Below are 19435 nucleotides of genomic sequence, written 5' to 3' on the forward strand. Positions count from 1 at the left end.
CGGCATGGCACACGCGATCACAGCGCGCTTCAAGGCCCTGGACGCCGCATTTCACGCGCGCGCGCCGCGTGGCGAACGCCTGCACGCCCGCTTCGCGGCGCTGGCCGCGCTCAATGCGCCGCACGATATCGAAACGCTGATCGAGAAAAGCTTCGAGACCCGTGACGATCTCAATGCCGGTCTCGGCCCCTGGCGATCGCCCAACCGGCCGATGCGGCTGGTCTTCGCCACGGCGCTGGTCGCCGGCGGCCGCACCGCGCGGCAATTCCTCGAAGCCCGCCGCGCCCTGGCGGCGCAGGGCAAGGCACGCGGTGCCCGCAACCTCGCCCATGGCGGGTCCTGTGCCGCGCTGTCGCTGGTCACCTCGGGCGGTCATGGCTGGCAGGCGGACCAGTTCTTTGATGTGCTCGATGCCATCGCCGCGCCCTGGTGGCAGCGCGATGCCGCCCGCGAGGAAGTGCTCGCGGCGGCCTTCACCGGCATGGGCGAGACTCCGGAAGACGCCATCACCCATCTGATCCACGCCCGCGACGCCCTCCTCACCGCCGGCGTGCCGCGCCGCCATGCCGAGATCGCCGCCTATGAAGTCGCCACCACACGCATGGACCCGGCGGCGCTGGCCGGCGCCTGGACCACACTCAATATCGCCGTGCGCGGCCGCGCCGCCCTGCGCCACGGTACCGGCAAGACCGGTCTCGCCATCCTCGCCGCCAGCGGCAATGGCCCTGCCATGGCCGACGCGCTGGTCGACGCCTTCGAAGCCGTCGGCGAACTCAAGCCCAAACCCAATACCCAGACCGCCGCCCGCCTCGCCCTGCGCCTCGCCCAGGCCCAGGCCGGACTGGCCCGCCCCATCGCCGCCGCCGGCGATCTCGCGGCGATTTTGGCGGCACAGGCGGCGATGGTCACGGCTGTGACGGCCGGGGCGGGTGTGGTGGCTGTGGGGGCTGGGGGGTAGGGGGGGAGGCGCGCTTCCCATCCCCCACAAACTTTGCTACCCGTCCGGCCATAACCGCCAGACAGGACAGCTCCCATGAATCCCGAAGAATTGCTCAATCCCGAAACCCTTGCCGTGCTGATGCAGCGGGCGCTTGATGCGGGGACCAATCTGGTTCTCGCGGCGCTGATCCTGATTGCCGGCCTGATTGTCGCCGGCATCGTGCGCAAGGCGATCGTCAATGCGGTGTTCAAGAGCGAGCGGATCGACGACACGCTCGGCAGCTTCTTCGCCTCGCTCGCCTATTGGGGCGTGATGATCGTGGTGTTGATCGCGGTGCTGGCGCGCTTCGGGGTCGAGACCACCTCGCTGGTGGCAACCCTCGGCGCGGCGACGCTGGCGATCGGGCTGGCGCTGCAGGGCACCCTGTCCAATCTCGCGGCCGGCGTGATGATCGTGCTGTTCCGCCCCTACGGGCTGGGCGACTGGGTCGAGGTGGCCGGTCAATCGGGCGCGGTGAAGGACATCAATCTCTTCACCACCGTGCTCGCGACCGGCGACAACAGGAAGGTGATCGTACCCAATGGCCAGACCTGGGGCGCGGTGATCACCAATTATTCCGCCAATGAGACCCGCCGCGTCGATCTCGGCTTCTCGATCGATTACGGCGACGATATCGACAAGGCGATGGGCGTCATCAAGACCGTGCTCGAGGCCGATGCCCGCGTGCTGAAGGATCCGGCCGTCTTCACCGCGGTGCAGGCGCACGGCGCCTCCTCGGTCGATCTCGTGGTCCGCGCCTGGTGTGCGACCGGCGATTACTGGGGCGTCTATTTCGACGCGATGAAGGCCGTCAAGGAGGCCTTCGACCAGAACGGCATCTCGATTCCCTACCCGCACCAGGTCAATATCGCCCGCAAGGCGTGAGCCCGGACGGCCATCGGGGCTTCGGCCCCGATTGCGCCGCATTTTGAGGTAAAGTGACGTCATGACCGAACGCCAAGAAAACCGGCCCGAAGCGGCCCCGGCAGCACCGCGCAGCTTCGTGCAGCGCCTGCTGAAATTCGCCCCCTCGGACCTGATCCGGCTGGCTTTCCTGTGCGTGCTGGCGGGTTTCTTCCTCGCCGCCTTCCACGTCAATCCGCGCCGGCTCTGGGTCGATTTCTTCGGCACGCTGGCGGAATCCTGGAGCCGTTTCATCGGCTTCATCAGCGACAGCGCGCTGTGGGCGGTGGATTATCTCCTGCTCGGCGCCGTGCTGGTGGTGCCGATCTGGATCGTCGTGCGTGTGATCCGCGCCCTGCGCCGCGACTGAGGCGGCCGGCCGGGTGCGAATTGGCATCCGGTTAACCATTTCTATTGGCAGGATCGAAACCTCCGTCCGCTAGTTTCGCGGGCATGAGCGCTCAACAACTCATTGTCCCTGCGGTGCAACCGGCCCCGCGAACACCGGTTCCGCGCAGCTGGGACGGACGGCCGACGCTTGTGCTCAACGCCAACAGTTTCATGCGCACCCTGCTGGTCAATGTGCTGCGCGAGGCCGGCGTGCGCGACATCATTCTCGAATCCCATGCCAGCCGCGCCATCCATGCAATGCACGAATGCGCGCCGGCCCTGGTCGTGGCCGACTGGACCGACCAGAAGGACCCCGACGAGGACCGGGTCCGCCTGCTGCAACGCATCCGCACCGCCGAGGGCAGTGCCTGCCGTGATACGCCGGTCATCCTGCTGTCCTCGCCGCGCCCGCGCTCGGATGTCGAACGCGCCCGCGATGCCGGTGCCAGCGAATACCTGGTCACGCCGCTGGCCCCGATCACCATGATCAACCGCCTCAAGGCGCTGAAGAATGATCCGCGCGACTTCGTGGACGCCTCGCGCTTTGTCGGCCCGGACCGGCGCCGCCGGATCCGCCGCGAACGCGGCCCCAGCTTCAAGCGCATGGCCGATGTCGAGGCGGGGCTGACCAATCCCATGGCCGCGGCCCGCTCGGCTGCCCAGGCCCTGGCGCTCGAGACCCGCAGGAGCGGCGACCCGCTCGCCATCCGCATCGGGCGGTCGCTGCAACGCTTCATCGCCGAACAGGACAGCTATACCGCCGTCGAGGAAGAAGTGGCCGAAATGCACCGCGCCGCCCTGGCGCAGCTGGCGCGGATGACCGGCGATGGCGATCCCCTGCGCGACGCGGTCGTCTCCGGGCTGGAACAGATCGTCGAGAGACGCCTCAAATCGCGGTGAAATGCGTCTGGCGACCGGCAAGGGTCTGAACTAGAATCAGGCCATGCAAGATGAACAATCCCCTGCCGATCTGCAAAGCCTGCTCGACGAGCTGGCGCCACTGCTGGTCGATGGCTCGCCCCACGCTGTCGCACTCGGCCTCACCCTGGTATCGCTGAAGCCGGGCGTGGCGGTGATGCGCGCACCCTATTCACCCGACCTGGTCGGCGATCCGGAAAGCGGAATCCTGCATGGCGGCGTCATCACCGCCCTGCTCGACCATGTCTGCGGCCTCGCCGCCTTCAGCGGTTTCGGCGGCCAGGACACACCGGCGACGCTCGACCTGCGGCTTGACTATATGCGCCCGGCCCAGCCGGGCCTGGATGTCATCGCCGAGGCGGTCTGCCTCAAGTCCCACGGCCTCGTCGCCTTCGTGCGCGCCACCGCCCATGATGGCGACATCAATGACCCGGTCGCGACCGCCCAGGCCGCCTTCATGGTCACCGGCGCCTCGAAAGCCGCCCAGGAGCGCGCGATGCAGGCCTTCCAGGCGGGGCAGGTCTCATGAGCAGCGCCCTGATCGAGACCCTGCTGGCGGCGCCCTATGTCGCCCGCTTCGGGGTTCGCCTGGAACAGAAGGGCGACGAGCTGACCGGCATCCTGCCCTATGCGGACGTCCTCGTCGGCAATCCGCTGATCCCGGCCCTGCATGGCGGCGCCATCGGTGCCTTTCTCGAGATCGTCGCCTCGGCCTCGCTGCTGGCCGGCCAGTCGCTCGAGCGTCTGCCGCGACCGATCGATGTCGCGATCGATTACCTGCGACCCGGCCGGGCTGCCGATGTCTATGCCCGCGCCATCATCAACCGCAGCGGCCGCCGCGTCGCCAATGTCCGCGCCGAAGCCTGGCAGGGCCGCAGCGGCGCGCCGGTGGCAACCCTGCACGGCCATTTCCTGATTACCCCCAGCGCCTCGGACGCCGGCGTCTGAGGTCGGCGTGCGACGGTTTGGCAGCTATGCCGGCGGCGCTTGCAGGTGCAGGATCAATCCATGGACACCACCGGCCCGCTCATCGCCTATTACGACGCGCAATGCCCGATCTGCCGCCACGAGATGGCGCGCTTTGTCCGCCATGGTGACCACATCATCCGCCTGCACGACGCCAACGGCGATCTGCCCGATGATGTCGACCGCGATGCGGCGCTGGCCTCGCTGCATGTCCGCCTGCCCGACGGGCAGCTGGTCGATGGCTGGCCGGCTTTCATTGCGATCTGGGAACGCGTGCCCGGCTGGGGCCTGCTCGCCTGGCTGACACGCCCCGCCCCGATCCGCATCCCCCTGGATGCGCTCTATCGCTGGCTTGCGCCGATGCGCCCGCGCGATGGTTGCCGCGACGGGGTGTGCAAGGTCTAGCAGCGAGCCTCTGCAGCGGGCTTGATGCCCGGCTTGCCAGCCGCCCCGGGCCGCGCTAGTGGCGGTCCATGTCGCCGAGCCATCCCGAACTCACCCGTATCGAGGTTATCAAGCGCGCCCTGCCGCTGGTTGTCGCCAATGCCACCGTGCCGCTGGCCGGCGTTGTCGACACCTTTGTGCTCGGCCTGTCGGGCGACAAGAGCGATCTGGGCGGGGTGGCGCTGGGCGGCGCGATCTTCTCGGTCTTCTACTGGAGCTTCTATTTCCTGCGCATGGGCACGACCGGGCTGACCGCCCAGGCCGACGGGGCCCATGATCGCGCGGAGACCCAGCGCATCCTGTTGCGCGCTGCCGCGATTGCGGTTTCGCTGGGCCTTGCCGTCTGGCTGTTGCGCGATGCGATCGCCTGGGCCGGCTTTGCGGTCTTGCAGGGCGCGGCCGGCGTCGAGGCCAAGGGCGCGGACTATCTGCTGGCGCGCGCCTGGGGCGCGCCGGCGGCACTGGCGACCTTCGCCCTGACCGGCTGGCTGATCGGACTGGGCCGCAATAGCGCCACCATGGCCATCTATGCCGCATTCAGCGCCATCAATATCGGGCTCGACCTCTGGTTCGTGCTCGGCCTTGGCTATGGTCCGGGCGGGGTTGGCGCTGCCACCGCGATTGCCGAATGGGCCGGACTTCTTGTCGGACTGGGTTTCGTCGCCCACACGCTGATACGACAGGGAGGCTGGGCCGGCGCCGTGCTCAATCGCGCCAGCCTGCTCGATCCGGGCGCCATCGCACAAATGTTCAACGTCAATCTCAATCTGATGATCCGCACCTGGAGCCTGGTGCTCGGCTTCACCTGGTTCGCCAATGCCGGCGCACGCCAGGGCACGGCCATCCTGGCCGGCAATCACGTTCTGCTACAAGTGATCACGTTGTGGGCCTTCGTGCTCGACGCCTTCGCCTTTGTGGCCGAGACCGAGGCGGGTCGCGCCTATGGCCGGCGCTCGCGTGCAGGCCTGCGCCGCGCCGTGCGCCTGACGGGCGAGCCGATGTTTGCCGCGGGCGCGATATTCGCCGTGCTGACCTGGATCTTCGGAGCTCAAGTCTTGGGCATCCTGATCGAGGATGCCGAAGCGCGCGCCGCGGCGATCCGCTATCTGCCCTGGTGCGCCCTCGTGCCCTTCCTCGGGGCCGGCGCCTGGCTGATGGACGGGATCTTCATTGGCACGACCAGCGGCAGGATCCTGCGCAATGCCGGGCTGGCGACGGTAGTGATCTATCTCATCGCCGACGCCATCCTCGCACCCGCCTTCGGCAATCACGGCGTCTGGATGGCTTTCATGCTGTATTATGTCGCCCGCGCCGGCACGCTGCTGGTCGCCTATCCGTCGCTGGAACGACGGATCGCATCGACACCAACCGCTTCGGCGACCGATGCAAAACCGTCAGCCTGAAGCCGCTTGACCAGGCCGGACTTGATGCGCTGCACCAGGCCGGGGCCCTCATAGACCAGGCCGGTATAGAGCTGGATCGCATTGGCACCGGCGCGGATCTTGGCATAGGCCGCATCCGCACTGTCGATGCCGCCAACGCCGATAATCGCCAGATCAGGCCCGGCAGCGGCGCGGAACTGCCGCACCAGCTCGGTCGAACGCTCGAAAACCGGCGGGCCGGACAGACCGCCACCCTCGCCCATCAGCGGGCTGGTCAGGCTGTCGGGCCTCAGGATGGTGGTGTTGGAGACAATGATCCCGTCGAGCCCGTGGCGGCCGATCGCGTCGATCATGCCGGGCACTTCACCATCGTCGATATCGGGCGCAATCTTGAGGAAGACCGGCGCCTTGCCGCGCACCTGCGCCACCGCGCCGAGCAGATCATCGAGCGCACCATGGGCCTGCAGATTGCGCAGGCCGGGCGTGTTGGGCGAGGAGACATTGACGGTGAAGAATTGCGCCAGGTCCTTGAGCCGATCGAGACAGGCGACATAGTCGGCGGTGCGGTCCTCGCTATCGAGATTGGCGCCGAGATTGACGCCGACAATGCCGCCGCGTCCCTGCCGCCGGCGCAACCGCGCCTCAAACGCATCCAGCCCCTGATTGGGAAAGCCCATGCGGTTGATCACCGAGCGGTCCTCGGACAGCCGGAAAATCCGCGGTTTCGGCTTGCCGCCCTGCGCGCGCGGTGTGACAGCGCCGAGCTCGACAAAGCCGAAACCGGCGGCGAGCAACGCATCGGGCGCCTCGGCATTCTTGTCGAAACCGGCGGCGAGACCGACCGGATTGGGCAGGTCGAGCCCGGCGACGCGGGTCGCCAGCATCGGATCATCGCGGCGCATCTGGCGCGGACCGAGGCCGAACTTCAGGGCCATCAGGCCGACTCGGTGGGCCGTCTCCGGCTCGAACACATGCAGCGCGCGCGCCGCCAGATCGTGAATCACCACTGGCCTCCCAACTGGTCCGGCAACACCCAGTCGCCCTCCTCATTGCGGCGCACATGGCGCACGCCGCGCACGGCACTGGCCGGGATATCGCCATAGACGTGCGGGAAGAGCGCACCCCCGCGAGATGTTTCCCATTTGACGCTGTCGCCCAGCGCCTCAAGATCAATCTCGGCCAGGATCAGGCGCGGATGGTCATTATAGTGTTTGAGCAGCGTGCCCTCGACCTGGCCGGCGGCGGAAAGATGAATGAATCCATCGGCGAGATCATGCGGCTCGCCGTGAAACACGCCGGCCATCATCACAGCGGCCCAGCCTTCTGGGGTCGCCAATCGGTATGCAATCGTGTCGCTCATGCGTTTGGGGTTAGCCCGCGGGCGAGACCCGCGCAAGCCCGTCTGGTGACCGGAGGTATTTTCCGATAGTTTTTGCGCCTCCAAGGACGCATCGCCATGTTCACACACGAGCAAATCTGGCGCGGGATCGACCGTCTCGCCGCCCATGCGCAGACCAGCCCCTCCGGGCTGGCGCGGCGCGCCGGGCTGGATTCGACCACCTTCAACCCCTCCAAACGCGTCTCGGCCGATGGCCGCAAGCTGCGCTGGCCCTCGACAGAAAGCCTGACCAAGGCCCTGAGCGCCGCCAATCTCGGCTTCGCCGACTTCGCCGCCCTCGTCTCCGGGGAAAGCCAGACCCGCTCGCTGCCGGCGCTCGACCTGGCCGATGGCGACCGGGCCGGCGCCTTCGACGCGATCGGACTGCCGACCGGGGCGGGCTGGCACCGCGTCCCCTTTCCCGATCTCGGCGACCGGACGGCCTATGCCCTCACCGTCGAGGGCGCGGCGATGCTGCCGCTCTACCGGCCCGGTGACCGCCTGATCATTGCGCCCGACGAGCGGCCGCGCCCGGGCGACCGGGTGATGGTGAAAACCCGCGATGGCGGGATTTCCGGCTGGGAGCTCGGCCGCCACACGGTTCAGGATGTGACGCTGAAACCGCTCAATCCGTCCGGGCCGGAACGGATCGTCAAACTGGCCGATATCGCCTGGATTGCCCGCATCGTCTGGGCCAGCCAATAGGCCAGGGCCAGACCTAGCGCGTCATGCGGTCGGTGGCCCAGGCGGTGGCGGCATCGCGATCACTGCGCAGGGCGAGCAATTGTGCCGCCTCGTCGCGAACACCGGCCTCGAAAGCATCGCGCGGCTCCAGCGCCAGCGCGGCCTCGAGCTGTTGCCACGCCATGTCATCCTGCCCGGCCTCGTCGAGCGCGATCAGCCCAAGGGCGAAGAAATAGCGCAGCGCCGGATTGTCCGGATCGAGCGCAATCGCCTGGCGGTAATGGCCGGTGCCGGCCTCGACCGAGGCGTCCAGCATCTGCATGCCACGCGCCCCGCCCCGCCGGGCGACTTCGAGATGCCAGGCCCCCAGCGTCCCCAGGGCCCAGACATTGCCGGGATCGTCCGCCACCACCGATTCCAGCAAGGCCCGCCCGCGTTGCGGCATGCGCATCAGATAGGCGCGCATCGAATTGGTGTAGCGGCCGTTATAGCCCAGCGAGATCGCCAGCCGCAGCCGCGCCTCGGCACTGTCGCTGTCCTCGCGAAACGCGGTTTCGGCCAGCTCGACGGCCTGGCGCGTCAGGGCGCGGCGATCGGGATAGTCGGGCTCCAGCATCAGCTGCGTCACCAGAGCCTGCGCCGCATAGGCATAGCCCTCGGCGCCGCCGGCCCGCTGCGCCTGGCTCGCCGCTTCCTGCCAGTGACCGCCGGCAAAGGCCTGGCGGGCCTCGTCCATATCGGCGCGGGCACCGGTGGTGGTGAGCAAAAGGAGACTGGCCAGGGCCGCAAGATATCGCATGGCACCAGCCTAGATCAGTTGTGCGATGAAATGAAGCGCGCACTGGACCGGGCCGGGCCGGCCGGGCGGGCGCGGTGCGGGACAGCCATGCCGCGACCATTTGCGCCTTGGCCGCAACCGCAAAGCCCGGCAAGCTTCACCTCCAGGCGGGGCCCTGTGTGGAGTGAGATGATGACCGGCAGCGATGCCTTCCAGCCACCCATGCCGCCCTATGCGCGCTACAGCCAGGTCGGGCGGCTGACACCGGCCGACTACTGGACCTATTTCCGGGCCATGAGCCGAAACCCGCTGGAGATCTGGAGCGAGCATCATTTCGAGTTCCTGGTGGCGCCCTTCCGCTTCCTCGGCCGCGACAGCGTATTGATCAATGATCCCGAAGCCATCCATCACTGCTTCGTCACCAATGCCCGCAATTACCGCATGAACCCGGTACGCCAGGCGGTGCTCAAGCCCTTCCTGCGCGACGGGCTGCTGACGGCGGAGGGCGAGGTCTGGAAAAAGGCGCGCCACGCCGTCGCCCCCGTCTTCACCCCGCGCCATGTCAGCGCCTTCGCGCCGAAGATCCGCACGGTGTGCGACGAGGCGAGCGAGGCCTTCCTCGCCGTCGAGGGACGCGAGATATCCCTGTCCGATGCGATGGTCGATCTGACGCTGGATGTGTTGATCGAGACGCTGTTTTCCGGCGACGAAGCACTCGACAAGACCCTGTTCTCGGACCGGATCTGCCGCCTGATCGAGATCACCGGCATTCCGCATGTCTTTGATCTGCTGGGTCTGCCCGGCTGGATTCCGCGGGTCGGCCATGGCGCCTCGCGGCGGGTGATTGCCGATCTGCGCCGCCAGGTCGCCGACGTCGCCGCCGCCCGCCGTGCCCGGCCCGATGCCCAGAGCGAAGGCCGCACGCCGGATTTCCTCGACCTGCTGCTCGGCGCCGGCCTCGACGAAACCGCCATCGTCGACAATCTGCTCACCTTCCTCGCCGCCGGTCACGAGACCACGGCGCGCTCGCTGACCTGGACGCTCTACCTGCTGTCCCAGGCCCCCGATGTGCTGGCGCGGCTGGAAGCCGAAATCGATGCGGCGCCGCTCGACGACACCGATCCGGCGGCCTGGATGGACGCCCTGCCCTGGACGACCGCCGTCATCAAGGAAAGCCTGCGCCTCTATCCTTCCGCGCCGATGCTCACACGCACCTCGATCGCCGCCGACACGGTCGCCGGCCTGCAGGTCGCACCGGACACCGATATCCTGGTCTCGACCTGGTTATTGCACCGCCAGCGCGATTTCTGGCCGCAGGCGGACACATTTCAGCCCGAACGCTTCTTCGGCGCCGCCGCGGCCAACATCCCGCGCCATGCCTGGCTGCCCTTCGGGCTGGGCCCGCGCGTGTGTATCGGTGCGCGTTTCGCGATGATGGAAATGGTGATCGTGCTGGCCAGCCTGCTGCGCAAACTGCGCTTCGACTTCACCGGCACACGCCACCCCGTCCCGGTGATGCGCATCACGCTGCAGCCGGATATCGAGGTGCCGATGCGCGTCACTCGCCGGGATACTGGAACACCTGGTCAAGCGGCACCTTGAACGCTGCCGCGATCTTGAAGGCGACCTCGAGCGAGGGGGAATACTTGCCCTGCTCGATGGCCAGTATGGTCTGCCGCGTCACGCCGACCGCCTTGGCCAGATCGGCCTGGGTCATCTCGTTGGCGTGAAAGCGCAGGGTGCGGATCGTATTGGTGATGGCGGTGGATTTGGTCATCGCCTAGCCCCGCCGATAGGCGATCAGCACCGATACGCCCTTGGCAATCTCACTGGCCACCAGCCCGGCCAGCACCGCATTGGCGACCCAGACCACCGGGTAACCCAGGACAGCCAGCGTCAGGGCGGCCAGGGCGAAGACGGCCAGGACCCGGCCGCCAAAGGCGCTGCCATGCGTCTCGATACTGCGGTCGCGTTCATCGCTGCCCTCATCGGCTTCCGCCGGCGCGAATGCGGCGATGGCGATATGTCCGGCGATACCGATAAACACCAGCGCGAAGGACGCCGCAGCCAGCATGCCGATATTCAGCTCGACCGGCCCGGCCTGCGCCTGCATCGCCAGATCACCGAAATAGCTGCCGAAAATCAAAACCATGGCGCCCAGCATCAGCGCATTGCTCTTCTCACGAAATGACATGTCTACTCTCCATAACTCCATGTCGATAATTTTCGACATCGCAAGGTGTATGAAAGGGCCGACATGATGTCAAATTTAATGTGCATTATACCGTTTGCAAACCCAGTCTGATTAGGGTATAAAATCTCCATAAAGGAGATACCCGATGTCCGTTCTGTCCGCCCCGCACTTTCACAATGAAGAAGCCGCTTTCGCCAAACTGGAAAGCGTCATCTGGCCTAATGGCCCGGTGTGCCCTCACTGTGGAAGCGACGCCAAGGTCTATGCGATCAAGGCGAATGCGGCAAAGCGTGTCCGTCTCGGTCTGAAAAAGTGCGGTGCTTGTCGCAAGCAGTTCACGGTCAAGGTCGGCACGGTGTTCGAGCATGGCCGCGTGCCGCTCCACAAATTCTTGCAGGCCGTCTACCTGATGTGTTCCAGCAAGAAGGGTTGCAGCTCCAAGCAACTGGAGCGCACGCTGGAGGTCACGTACAAGACGGCGTGGTTCATGGCTCATCGTATCCGCGAAGCCATGCGCACTGGCGCTCTTGGCCCGTTCGGTTCCGGTGGTGGTGCGGTTGAGGTTGACGAGACTTTCATCGGCACCGAGCCAGGCGCGGTTAAGCGCCCCTCCTTTCATCACAAGATGAAGGTTCTCAGCCTTGTGGACCGCGACACCATGCAGGTTCGCTCGGTTGTGGTGAATGACTTGAAGCCTGCCACCCTGGCCCCGATCCTGAACGAGAATATCGCCCGCGAAGCCCGCCTTATGACGGATCAAGCGCGCCACTATTTCACCATCGGTAAGGCGTTCGGTTCGCATGAAAAAGTAGACCACAGCGTCAAGGAGTACGCGCGGGGCGACGTGACCACGAACACGGTTGAGAGCTATTTCAGCACGTTCAAGCGCGGCATGAAGGGCACCTACCAGCACTGTGCCAAGCAGCATCTGCACCGCTATCTGGCGGAGTTCGATTTCCGCTATAACCAGCGTGAACGCCTTGGTGTGAATGACCGTGAGCGTACCGATGTCGCGTTGCTGGGTATCTCTGGCAAGCGCCTCACATATCGGGGGCCTGACGCGCAAGCCTGAGTCAAAATGACGCAACTTTTAGGGTGTAAAAGTCCCCGAAAAGCTGTACAGTGACTTTGCGGTCCTTGCTTGGTGATAAGAGCCCCTGGGCACTTCGAATGATAGCCAAGATTGCCGATATGGCGGGCCGCAGTTTTAAAAATAATGTGTCGTTCCGCGGCTCCAGAGGTCGTACTCATAGGTGATGCGGTCCGCTAAAGGATCGTAGGACCTGCGGTCTCCTCGCTCCCATTTGCGCTGGATTGCCCACGCGCAATAGTCGGCAACCTGAAGATTGAAACATGTTTGGGCGGGGCGGAAGTCCACTGCGCAGGAGTCCCGGCGCATCGTCTGTGCAACCACATCCTCAAGCGCCTTGGTGAATGTGGCGCGCTCCTTTTTGGAGCCGAGCGAAGCGGCTGTCACGAGGAGTTTGTCATCGCGCCTCAACTGGCGTGTGGCCCCGTGTTTGAAATGATAGTACCAAGGGTACTTGTAGAAAGTCGCTTTATCCCGCCTTACCTGTGGCTGCGCTTTTGACTTTTCGCAGACTGTGGCTTGGATCTGAAAGTCGTGGCGCAGGATTGTTGCGTACACACGGTCCCTCACGGCTTGCTTGTCGGTTGTCGCGTGAAAATAATCGTCCAGCATGATACCGTCCCAAACGAGTTGATGCCGAAGCTCCTCTAGAGCGCGTCCTGCATCGAGGCTGGGAGCGGTCACCGTGCAAAGAATAAAGTAGCGACTAACATTTGGCTCACGAGAGAATTTGAAGCATCCGGTTTCATCCGCGAATAGATACTTGTTGGCCACGGGAGTGCCCCTCAAATGAGTAAAGAATCAGGAACAATCGCAAGTACGGTACAATCAGAGAAATTCAAAGCCCTCGCCCGCGAATTGGAATGCGACGAGAGCGAGGAAGCGTTTGACGACGCTCTAAAGCGGGTTGCCACGGCCCCTCCACCGGCAGAGAAGGTCGATGGCGAAAAGAAGTGACCCGGCAGGGCTGACCCTGCAGGAACTGTCCCGCGCTCTAGCCGCGCACGCGGTGCTTACAAGCAACCCGTCAGCCGGGCGCGACTTTTTCGCCCCCGAGCTGTTCGAGCAAACAGCGTCCTTCATCCACCGCTTTGCGCTCGGCGAAACACCAGACCGCGTTAAGCAGAGCGATGGCTAGGTATGCGGCTCAAACCGGTCCACCTTGTTGTTCAGCGCCCATTGTTTGTATTTGACGCTGGATTTGTCGGCGAAAATTTCGAAATACACCGCGTTGTACAGATCGCACACCTCATCAATTGAGTGTGCCCGCCCCGCTGTCGCGATCATGCCGCCAGCAAGGGCCGCTGCGGCGTTCCAGTCGGACTCCTTCTTGAGGGTGTCCAATTTGGAAGAAATCGCTCTGAGTTCTTCCAGTTGATAGTTCTTCATTTCTGGGATTTGCGGCATTCGTGGCGCCATAAAGTCGGACATCTGCAATCTCCATTGTCTCCGACTCAGATACTACCCTGAGTAACAACGGCAGGCGAGTCATGGGTTTGCAAACGGTATAATGCACAATTTAATTTACATGATCGCGGCGACCATCAAGCAAACGGCCCGGCCTGTTTCAACAGGCCGGGCCGCTATACACCTGGTTTTCAATGCGTATCAGGCGACGAGGCTGACGAGGTTTTCCGAGCTTTCGGACAGACCGAGAAAGCCGGCAAGACCCTGGCCAAAGCCGCCATAGGTGGCACTGGTGCCGCCGCCGGGGCCGCCATTGGGCGGTGGCGGCGGTGGACCGCCCTCGCCCTTTTCGGCGATGAGCTCGGCCAGAGCGGCCTGGTCAACTTCGCCATTGGCACCGACCAGGCCCGCCGCCGCTTCGCCGAAGCGTTCGGTGAGACCGGCCTGCATCTTTTCATTGCGGTCTTCGACCAGCAATTGGGACAGGGCCTCGTAATCGACCTCGCCCGCGTCCGAGACAATACTGGCGGCCTCGGCGCCGAATTTTTCGGCCAGTTTCGCGTCAAGCTCTTCGAGATCGATTTCACCCGCCTCGATCGCAGCTTCAAGGCTGTCGATCATTTCCTCGGGTGGCGGGGGTGGTGGCGGTGCGCCCCGCATCCCCTGCATGCCTTGCAGACCCTGCATCGACATGGACTGGACTTCATTCATCATTCTGTCGCTCCTTGCTGCAGCGCATGATGCCGTTACCGGACGTCACGAACTGCCAACTGGGCGACTGCGCATTCCTTTGAACGCCGGCAGGCTAGCGCCGATTGGTTGACGAGATATGAGCGCGGCGCCCCCATGGCGGCGAGGCCCCGAAACCGGGGCAAAAACCGGCTGCACGCGCCAGCGACGGATTATGCGTGCTGCGACGTTGAGGATGGGAGAAGCGGCCCTGCGAGACCCAACACTGGCTGCGCCCCTTTGAACCCGCACGGCCGTGCAGGTGCCGCTTCTCACTTCCCCTTCAAGCCTGTGCCCCCGCGCCGCCCCGGCCGGGTCCAAAAAAACTGCACAAGCCGCGACGGGTTTTCCGGCCCGGCGCGTTGGTGAAGGGAGACACGGGCCCTGCTCCTGCCCCGGGACGGCCGCGACCCCCGAAGCCTCGCTGCCATTGCGGGCCTGTGTCTCACGTCTGACAGAAGACGGGACTGGAAGCGTCATTCATGCCCCCCCCTGGGCGCTTCACATCCGACAACTGCGACTGAGACTGGCGGGCGGGTTTTAACGAAGCAGCTCGCCCGCCAGTGCTTTCTCGAGCAGGGTCACCGTTTCGGTGACGCCGTAGATCGCGACGAAACTGCCAAAGCGCGGTCCCTGCGACTGGCCGAGCAGGACTTCATACAGGGCCTTGAACCAGTCACGCAGGTTTTCGAAGCCCGCGTCCTTGCCCGCCGCATAGACCTCGTTCTGGATCACTTCGCCATCGCGGCAATCAGGCCCCAGCGCCTCGAGCCGTTCGATTAGATCCTGCATCGCCGCGCATTCGCGGTCATCGGCGGCGCGGAAGGACTTGGTCGGCTCGACGAAATCCTGGAAATACTTCACCGCAAACCCGGCCAGCTGGTCGAGCATCGGATGCGTAGCCGGCGAGGCCCCGTCGCAATAGCGGCCGATAAAGCCCCACATCACATCGGTATTATGCGCACTCGCCGCCGACGCCAGGTTGAGCATCAGGGCAAAGCTGATCGGCAGCGTATCGGCCGGCGGATTGCCGTTATGGATATGCCAGACCGGGTTTTCCAGCTGCTGCGCCGGCGTCTGCCCGGGATAGGCCGCGAGGTGCTGCATATACTCGTCGACCGCCTTGGGAATGACGTCAAAAAACAGGCGCTTGGCCGTCTTCGGCTTGACGAAATTATAATAGGTCAGGCTCTCCTGCGGCGCATATTTCAGCCAATCCTCGACGGAGAGCCCATTGCCCTTCGACTTGGAAATCTTCTCGCCGGCCTGGTCGAGAAACAGCTCATAGACAAATTGCGTCGGCGGCTCGGCACCGAGGATGCGGCAGATGCGCGAATAGACCGGCGCATTGGTCTGGTGATCCTTGCCGAACATCTCGAAATCAACGCCCAGCGCCGCCCAGCGCATGCCGAAATCGGGCTTCCATTGCAGCTTCACCGCCCCGCCCTTGACCGAGAGCGTCGTCTCGGTGCCGTCCTCATCGTCAAAGGTGATCGTGCCGGCCACAGCGTCGATCGACTTCATCGGCACATAGAGCACACGGCCAGACTTGGGCGAGATCGGCAGGAAAGGCGAATAGGTCGCCTGGCGCTCGGCGCCCAGGGTCGGCAGCATCACTTTCATGATGTCGTCATAGCGCTCCAGCGCCCGCACCAGCATGGCATCATAGGCGCCGGACTTGTAGAGCGCGGTCGCGGATTCGAACTCATAGTGAAAGCCGAAACTGTCGAGAAAGGCGCGCAGGCGCGCATTCATGTGGGCGCCATAGCTGTCATGGGTGCCGAACGGATCGGGCACCACGGTCAGCGGCATTTGCAGATACTGCGCCAGCATCTCCTGATTGGGCAGATTGTCCGGAACCTTGCGCATCCCGTCCATATCATCGGAGACGCAGATCATCCGCGTTTGATACTTGCCCCCGGTCAGCGCCTCGAAGGCATGGCGCACCATCGTCGTGCGCACCACTTCGCCAAACGTGCCCATATGCGGCAGCCCCGACGGTCCATACCCCGTCTCGAACACCACCGGTTTATCGCCCAGCCCGTGCTGCTCGATCCGCTTCAAAAGCAGGCGCGCCTGTTCGAACGGCCAGGCTTTGGCATTTTGGGCAAGTTGCGCGGTGGACATGGGGGTGGCTTTCGCTGACAGGGTGTGAAGCCGCCGAGGTAGGCTGTGCGGGCGTGGGCGTCAAGCGGCGCGGGCGTGGGGGAGGCGCGCGCCGCCAATAATCCCCGATCAAACCAGATCGCCCCTTCCCCGCAACCAGACATGGCGGCTAACATCACCCACGGGGAATGGGACAGCGATATGTCAGCCACAAACAGCAACGCCGAACGCACCGCCGCGATCAAGGCCGCTGACGAACAGTGGTGGAAGGGCTGGTGGGCGGCGGATTTCTCCTGGGAGGGTCTGGCGAAGCATGACTGGCAGGGCTGGTCCGTGACGCCGGAGAAAAAACTGGTCGAAACCGTCGATGCGCCTGACGGCTCCCGCCAAGCGAGCCTGCAGGACTATTACCGCTGGGACTGGACCACCAAACGCCTGCGCGGCGACAAGGCAATGGCGACCGCGAAACTGCTGGACGACACACCGGGCCAACCACGCTTTCACATCCTGCACGTGCCGGAACGCTGGCAGGATGGATCGGAGAGCTGGAAAACGGACGCAACCGATGATCGCTGGGCAAGTGTGGAGACAGAATTGCTGGCGCTCATCCAAGCCGCCCGCCCTTGTGATGTTATTGCCGATGGGCCTGGAAAGGGCGGGATAGAGGGCGCGGATCGCCGGACCCAGCTCGCAGGGGCCCAGCTGCGAAATCTGCCCCGCCCACCCGCCTCGCCGCCTCAAACTCTCGAAATCGGGCCGGAAAGCGACGAGGCACAGCGCCCCGGCCAGTCGGGCGCCTGGCATCTCAACGCGACACGAACCCGCTGGCTGGCCCATCTGGATGGCCAAGGAGCAGTTTTTGGTTCTCCCGCAGATTTTTCCAGCGCGCAATTCTCCGGCGGTAACACCAACTTCCAAGACGCGCAGTTCTCCGGCGGGGACGCCGACTTCAGAAAGGCGCAGTTCTCCGGCGGGGACGCCGACTTCGGAAACGCGCAGTTCTCCGGCGGACACGCCAACTTCATTAACGCGCAGTTCTCCGGCGGGTACGCCGACTTCAAAGACGCGCAGTTCTCCGGCGGGGACGCCGACTTCAGAAAGGCGCAGTTCTCCGGCGGTACCGCCTACTTTATCCACCTGCAGTTCTCCGGCGGGAACGCCGACTTCACCGACGCGCAGTTCTCCGGCGGGCACGGCGACTTCCATAACGCGCAGTTCGAACATGCCGTCAGCTTTCGAACCGCGGTCTTCCACAATGTGGCGAACTTTTCTCGCAGCCGCTTTCCGGCAGGCTCGGCAGACAGAAATCGCGCTTTCGTCGGTGTCCGGTTCAAGGAGCCGGTTATGTTCGCGAAAGTAGAGCATCTCCCCTTTTCCGCCTTTGACGATGCCCTGCTGGAAAAAGGCATCGTGCTGACGGCGGAAGCCCCGCGCGAGAGCGAGTTTCGGCGGTCCCTGCGCGACGTCCGCTTGGCCTTGAATGCGAAAATGCGCGCCCTGTTCTGGCAAGACCAGTTGCGCCGCTGGCTGCCCGGGCAGAACCGAAGCGAATGGCATGACTTCTATGGCGCGCTCGAGGGCGGTTGCCGTGTGTTGAAGCAAGCGATGAAAGCGGCCGGCGATTCCCAGCGGGAGCAGCAATTCTACCGCTATGAGCTGATCGCACGCCGCAAACGGCCCTCCAACAAAGTGTTCTGGGATGGCGATTCACCGGTTTCGATTTTCGAGAAAGGGTTGTCCTGGATCTATGGACTGACGGCCGGCTATGGCGCGTCGATTGCGCGGCCGCTCTTCGTGGCGGCGGCAGCATCGCTGGTCTTTGCTGCCATCTTCTCAGTCTGGGCTCGCGGCGTGTCGGGCGATCCGGTCGATATCGCTTCGCTATGGCCGTCCGTGCGCGATGGCACGCTCTGGCAGTTCATCCCGCAGAGCCTGTCCGATGGCCGCTTTGCGGCGGCCTCGGAATTTGCCCTGCAAAATCTCCTCCGCCCGTTCGGCGTCTGGTTGCCCGGCTTTCCCGGATCGGAAGCGGGTTGGGCGATGGATTTCAAAGCCAATACCGGACCGGCCGGCTGGAACTGGGTGCGCATTGTCGCCTCTATCCAGTCCTTTTTCTCGATCGTGATGCTCTTCCTTTCTGCCCTGGCCCTGCGCCGCAAATTCCAGATCAGCTAGTCCTCCGCCAGCCCCCAGCCCCCCTTCCCCGTCAGCTTGCGGCCGACGAGATAGATCGCCAGCCCCACAGGCCCGAACATCAGCGTGAAGAACAGGCTCGGGGCCATCAGCCAGTAGGGCACGTCGCGGCGCAGCGTGTCGCGGGCGATCCAGGCGCCGATGAAGAGGTCGAAGACGAGATAATGGGTCCAGCCGGTCAGGGCGCCGACCGGGTGGGCGAAGAGGGCCATCACGCCGGCGAGGGTGGAAAAGCCGGCGCCGTCGCTGGCCTGGCCGAAGACGATGCCGGCGGAGAGGAAGCTCAGATAAATCGCGCCGAGCAGGAGCGGCAAGAAGGCGGTGTGAACCAGGCGCTGCGTCCAGCTCCAGCGCGGCGCGAACAGCAGCAGGGCCCAGGCCGGGAAGATGATCAGGTGGAGGGCGAAATAGAGGGTTTCATACATGGCGGATCTCCTTGGGCGCGATGGAGCCTGTGGCGGGCGGCTGCGTCAAGGTTGCGAGGTTTTGTGGAGCGCCGGCCCAACGAATACAGAACGTCTTCCCCCGGATTTATTCCGGGGCCTGCCGGAGGGGAATCCAGCCAGTCTCCCAACCGCAGGCAGACCCCGGAATTCGCTACGCTCCTCCGGGGGAAGTGGTGTGTTTTGTGTTGGGGTGGCGCGCAATCGCCGACTTATCCCCCACGTCTCACAACTAGCCCACGTCATCCCGGCGAAGGCCGGGACCTCGACATGGCAGGCGCGGAGCCCGTGATATCGAGGTCCTGACTTGCGTCAGGATGACGAATTTTTGCTGATGTTATCCCCACCCCCTCGCGCTTGGCGCATAATCGCCTCGTTCCGGTTGCACGGGAGGCGTGAGCTCAGTCACTTGCGGCGATCGGGAGCGTGGAGCTCGTCCGGGCAGAGGGGT

At 64.6% G+C, this 19435-nt stretch carries 24 protein-coding genes; 14 read left to right on the forward strand and 10 right to left on the reverse strand.

Features of this window, described 5'->3' with window-relative positions:
- The first annotated feature begins 4 nt into the window (after positions 1 to 4).
- The 8 genes from ACN0YL_RS03385 to ACN0YL_RS03420 all read left to right on the forward strand — a co-directional run bounded on the left by ACN0YL_RS03385 (position 5) and on the right by ACN0YL_RS03420 (position 6003).
- The gene (locus ACN0YL_RS03385; protein WP_417497028.1) at positions 5 to 958 is read left to right on the forward strand and encodes a hypothetical protein; all 954 of its coding nucleotides are present in this window, start codon (positions 5 to 7) and stop codon (positions 956 to 958) included.
- A gap of 75 nt (positions 959 to 1033) precedes the next feature.
- Complete coding sequence (locus tag ACN0YL_RS03390) at positions 1034 to 1864, forward strand: mechanosensitive ion channel family protein (protein WP_417497029.1); 831 nt, start codon at positions 1034 to 1036, stop codon at positions 1862 to 1864.
- Positions 1865 to 1925: 61 nt separating this feature from the next.
- Positions 1926 to 2252 carry a DUF6460 domain-containing protein gene (locus ACN0YL_RS03395; protein ID WP_417492295.1) on the forward strand — a complete coding sequence of 109 codons (327 nt, stop codon included), beginning with the start codon at positions 1926 to 1928 and terminating at the stop codon, positions 2250 to 2252.
- Between the two features lie 83 nt (positions 2253 to 2335).
- Positions 2336 to 3172: a response regulator gene (locus tag ACN0YL_RS03400; protein WP_417497030.1), complete on the forward strand. Its 837-nt coding sequence runs from the start codon at positions 2336 to 2338 to the stop codon at positions 3170 to 3172.
- Positions 3173 to 3215: 43 nt separating this feature from the next.
- A complete protein-coding gene (locus ACN0YL_RS03405) occupies positions 3216 to 3719 on the forward strand; it encodes a PaaI family thioesterase (protein WP_417492293.1) in 504 nt (167 codons plus the stop codon).
- Complete coding sequence (locus ACN0YL_RS03410; RefSeq protein ID WP_417471020.1) at positions 3716 to 4138, forward strand: PaaI family thioesterase; 423 nt, start codon at positions 3716 to 3718, stop codon at positions 4136 to 4138. The genes ACN0YL_RS03405 and ACN0YL_RS03410 overlap by 4 nt, the downstream gene beginning before the upstream one ends.
- 60 nt (positions 4139 to 4198) lie before the next feature.
- Positions 4199 to 4561 (forward strand): thiol-disulfide oxidoreductase DCC family protein, encoded by a 363-nt coding sequence (locus tag ACN0YL_RS03415; protein WP_417497031.1) that lies wholly within the window; start codon positions 4199 to 4201, stop codon positions 4559 to 4561.
- 68 nt (positions 4562 to 4629) lie between these two features.
- Positions 4630 to 6003, forward strand: a complete 1374-nt coding sequence (locus tag ACN0YL_RS03420) for an MATE family efflux transporter (RefSeq protein ID WP_417497032.1) — start codon at positions 4630 to 4632, stop codon at positions 6001 to 6003.
- On the opposite strand, the gene ACN0YL_RS03425 is transcribed toward ACN0YL_RS03420, so the two are convergent.
- Positions 5931 to 6989 (reverse strand): quinone-dependent dihydroorotate dehydrogenase, encoded by a 1059-nt coding sequence (locus ACN0YL_RS03425; RefSeq protein ID WP_417497033.1) that lies wholly within the window; start codon positions 6987 to 6989, stop codon positions 5931 to 5933. The two genes, ACN0YL_RS03420 and ACN0YL_RS03425, sit on opposite strands and share 73 nt — an antisense overlap.
- Positions 6983 to 7318 carry a DUF952 domain-containing protein gene (locus ACN0YL_RS03430; RefSeq protein ID WP_417497034.1) on the reverse strand — a complete coding sequence of 112 codons (336 nt, stop codon included), beginning with the start codon at positions 7316 to 7318 and terminating at the stop codon, positions 6983 to 6985. The genes ACN0YL_RS03425 and ACN0YL_RS03430 overlap by 7 nt, the downstream gene beginning before the upstream one ends.
- A 120-nt stretch (positions 7319 to 7438) precedes the next feature.
- On the opposite strand from ACN0YL_RS03430, the gene ACN0YL_RS03435 reads away from it, so the two are divergent.
- Positions 7439 to 8065 (forward strand): S24 family peptidase, encoded by a 627-nt coding sequence (locus ACN0YL_RS03435; RefSeq protein WP_417497035.1) that lies wholly within the window; start codon positions 7439 to 7441, stop codon positions 8063 to 8065.
- 13 nt (positions 8066 to 8078) lie between these two features.
- Here ACN0YL_RS03435 and ACN0YL_RS03440 read toward each other — a convergent pair whose 3' ends face one another.
- Positions 8079 to 8843, reverse strand: a complete 765-nt coding sequence (locus tag ACN0YL_RS03440; protein WP_417497036.1) for a hypothetical protein — start codon at positions 8841 to 8843, stop codon at positions 8079 to 8081.
- A 171-nt stretch (positions 8844 to 9014) separates the two neighbouring features.
- Here ACN0YL_RS03440 and ACN0YL_RS03445 point away from each other — a divergent pair, with 171 nt between their 5' ends.
- Positions 9015 to 10424: a cytochrome P450 gene (locus tag ACN0YL_RS03445; protein ID WP_417497037.1), complete on the forward strand. Its 1410-nt coding sequence runs from the start codon at positions 9015 to 9017 to the stop codon at positions 10422 to 10424.
- On the opposite strand, the gene ACN0YL_RS03450 is transcribed toward ACN0YL_RS03445, so the two are convergent.
- Positions 10381 to 10599, reverse strand: coding sequence for a helix-turn-helix transcriptional regulator (locus ACN0YL_RS03450; RefSeq protein ID WP_417471034.1), 219 nt, complete (start codon positions 10597 to 10599; stop codon positions 10381 to 10383). The genes ACN0YL_RS03445 and ACN0YL_RS03450 overlap by 44 nt on opposite strands.
- Before the next feature lie 3 nt (positions 10600 to 10602).
- Complete coding sequence (locus tag ACN0YL_RS03455) at positions 10603 to 11016, reverse strand: hypothetical protein (protein ID WP_417492285.1); 414 nt, start codon at positions 11014 to 11016, stop codon at positions 10603 to 10605.
- Positions 11017 to 11161: 145 nt separating this feature from the next.
- Between ACN0YL_RS03455 and ACN0YL_RS03460 the strand changes: the two genes are divergently transcribed.
- Positions 11162 to 12088 carry an IS1595 family transposase gene (locus ACN0YL_RS03460; RefSeq protein WP_417497038.1) on the forward strand — a complete coding sequence of 309 codons (927 nt, stop codon included), beginning with the start codon at positions 11162 to 11164 and terminating at the stop codon, positions 12086 to 12088.
- A gap of 135 nt (positions 12089 to 12223) precedes the next feature.
- Here ACN0YL_RS03460 and ACN0YL_RS03465 read toward each other — a convergent pair whose 3' ends face one another.
- On the reverse strand, positions 12224 to 12880 hold the full coding sequence (locus tag ACN0YL_RS03465) for a DUF3800 domain-containing protein (protein ID WP_417497039.1): 657 nt from the start codon (positions 12878 to 12880) through the stop codon (positions 12224 to 12226).
- Positions 12881 to 12895: 15 nt separating this feature from the next.
- Here ACN0YL_RS03465 and ACN0YL_RS03470 point away from each other — a divergent pair, with 15 nt between their 5' ends.
- Together ACN0YL_RS03470 and ACN0YL_RS03475 are read left to right on the forward strand one after the other, a co-directional pair.
- Positions 12896 to 13063, forward strand: coding sequence for a DNA-binding protein (locus ACN0YL_RS03470; RefSeq protein ID WP_417497040.1), 168 nt, complete (start codon positions 12896 to 12898; stop codon positions 13061 to 13063).
- On the forward strand, positions 13047 to 13244 hold the full coding sequence (locus tag ACN0YL_RS03475) for a hypothetical protein (RefSeq protein WP_417497041.1): 198 nt from the start codon (positions 13047 to 13049) through the stop codon (positions 13242 to 13244). Before ACN0YL_RS03470 ends, ACN0YL_RS03475 begins: the two co-directional genes overlap by 17 nt.
- Here ACN0YL_RS03475 and ACN0YL_RS03480 read toward each other — a convergent pair.
- The 3 genes from ACN0YL_RS03480 to ACN0YL_RS03490 all read right to left on the reverse strand — a co-directional run bounded on the left by ACN0YL_RS03480 (position 13241) and on the right by ACN0YL_RS03490 (position 16369).
- Positions 13241 to 13537: a hypothetical protein gene (locus ACN0YL_RS03480; RefSeq protein WP_417497042.1), complete on the reverse strand. Its 297-nt coding sequence runs from the start codon at positions 13535 to 13537 to the stop codon at positions 13241 to 13243. The genes ACN0YL_RS03475 and ACN0YL_RS03480 overlap by 4 nt on opposite strands.
- A gap of 177 nt (positions 13538 to 13714) precedes the next feature.
- On the reverse strand, positions 13715 to 14227 hold the full coding sequence (locus ACN0YL_RS03485) for a hypothetical protein (RefSeq protein ID WP_417497043.1): 513 nt from the start codon (positions 14225 to 14227) through the stop codon (positions 13715 to 13717).
- 555 nt (positions 14228 to 14782) lie between these two features.
- The gene (locus ACN0YL_RS03490; protein WP_417497044.1) at positions 14783 to 16369 is read right to left on the reverse strand and encodes a lysine--tRNA ligase; all 1587 of its coding nucleotides are present in this window, start codon (positions 16367 to 16369) and stop codon (positions 14783 to 14785) included.
- 180 nt (positions 16370 to 16549) lie between these two features.
- Here ACN0YL_RS03490 and ACN0YL_RS03495 point away from each other — a divergent pair, with 180 nt between their 5' ends.
- The gene (locus ACN0YL_RS03495; RefSeq protein WP_417497045.1) at positions 16550 to 18523 is read left to right on the forward strand and encodes a pentapeptide repeat-containing protein; all 1974 of its coding nucleotides are present in this window, start codon (positions 16550 to 16552) and stop codon (positions 18521 to 18523) included.
- Here the strand turns inward: ACN0YL_RS03495 and ACN0YL_RS03500 are convergent.
- Positions 18520 to 18966 (reverse strand): ABA4-like family protein, encoded by a 447-nt coding sequence (locus tag ACN0YL_RS03500; RefSeq protein ID WP_417497046.1) that lies wholly within the window; start codon positions 18964 to 18966, stop codon positions 18520 to 18522. The genes ACN0YL_RS03495 and ACN0YL_RS03500 overlap by 4 nt on opposite strands.
- Between the last annotated feature and the right edge of the window lie 469 nt (positions 18967 to 19435).

Origin of the sequence: Maricaulis sp. (assembly GCF_048269565.1) — a bacterium.
In the GTDB taxonomy this organism is placed as follows: Bacteria; Pseudomonadota; Alphaproteobacteria; order Caulobacterales; family Maricaulaceae; genus Maricaulis.